Genomic DNA, 1,165 nt, shown 5'->3' with positions numbered 1-1,165 from the left:
CTGAGAGGATATCTCCCAAGTTTTTTGATACTGAATTTTGCCCCCCTAGCCCCCCAACTTTGGGGGGAACAAGAGTCAATTTGCTTCTAAAAGTCCCTTCCGGTGCGCTTTCCAATGGGCGAGTAAATCGCCCTTGGGTCGCACCGCAAAATTGGGGGATTTAGGGGGCTTGGATGTAGCAAATAATACTTCTCAGACAACCTCTGAGTGGGGAACCATGGAAATAATCCCATATAATAACTCGGGATTGATTCAGTAATTCCTCAAGGGACATTACCCACCGAAGCTGATAAGATTCCAAACAACTAGCTTATAACTTGATATAAGTTGATAATTACAAACAACAAGGCAACAAGCTATGGAACAGAAAGCAACTGCGTCTACTAAACTAGTCACCGGTAACTTTGTGGTGATCCAGGGAGATATCAATCGCAGAATTGGCGATGGTGGTGCTAGCCTCTGGAAAAAGACTTTCAACACAGAGGGACGCTACAAGGGCGGGGCTGCCATCCTGATGTTGATGGTTAAAGGATTGACAGCAACCGAGAGTGATGCAGAGGTCAAAATCAATGGTAAAAGTGTAGGGAAGATCTACTCCTACGAGGGAGCTAATCCGAAGCATTGGTTTACCCAAATCATTAACATTGGTGCTGGCATCCTCAAGGATGGGGATAATGAGCTGGAGGTTGAAGCCGTAGATTTACCAAATCCCTCTGCTGGTGACCTCTATAACGATTTTTACATACGGGATGTGGTTTGCTTCTTCCAGCGGGAAGATTAGGAAATATCTTTTATAGCAACGGAACTATAGTTTAGGACATAGTTTTTGGTTTAAAGGGAATAGGGAATAGGGAATAGGGAATAGGGAATAGGGAACAGGGAGTGTGGGAAGTGTGGGAGGTGTGGGAGGTGTGGGGAGTGAGATGACTAAGTGCCTCCCCAAGACCACACTGCATCGTTACTCCCGACTCCCTACGGTGCGCTTTCCGTAGGCGAATTTAATTCGCCACGGGTCGCACCGCTCCCTATTCCCTATCAAAATATCCTGAAATGTGGTGCGGCTCGTTCCTAGTAAGAGCCTCTAGAGATTAGAGGGGTATGACTAGGGGGATTCGCGGGGTCAAACCCGAAATCCTAACTGCTTATCGGATGTGGGTGAAAGTCC

General features: G+C 46.8%; 3 protein-coding genes. 2 read left to right on the top strand and 1 reads right to left on the bottom strand.

From position 1 onward, the window contains the following. The first annotated feature begins 358 nt into the window (after positions 1-358). The gene (locus tag F6J99_RS45210; RefSeq protein WP_293124016.1) at positions 359-781 is read left to right on the top strand and encodes a hypothetical protein; all 423 of its coding nucleotides are present in this window, start codon (positions 359-361) and stop codon (positions 779-781) included. A gap of 24 nt (positions 782-805) precedes the next feature. On the opposite strand, the gene F6J99_RS45205 is transcribed toward F6J99_RS45210, so the two are convergent. Beyond that, positions 806-943, bottom strand: a complete 138-nt coding sequence (locus F6J99_RS45205) for a hypothetical protein (protein ID WP_293124013.1) — start codon at positions 941-943, stop codon at positions 806-808. Here F6J99_RS45205 and F6J99_RS45200 point away from each other — a divergent pair. Beyond that, positions 932-1,072 carry a hypothetical protein gene (locus F6J99_RS45200; RefSeq protein WP_293124009.1) on the top strand — a complete coding sequence of 47 codons (141 nt, stop codon included), beginning with the start codon at positions 932-934 and terminating at the stop codon, positions 1,070-1,072. The genes F6J99_RS45205 and F6J99_RS45200 overlap by 12 nt on opposite strands. The last annotated feature ends 93 nt before the right edge of the window (positions 1,073-1,165 follow it).

This window comes from Moorena sp. SIO4G3 (assembly GCF_010692305.1).
GTDB classification, from domain to species: domain Bacteria; phylum Cyanobacteriota; class Cyanobacteriia; order Cyanobacteriales; family Coleofasciculaceae; genus Moorena; species Moorena producens_A.
The sequence above is the reverse complement of the archived record's forward strand: the minus strand, read 5'-3'. Positions and strand labels throughout refer to the sequence as shown.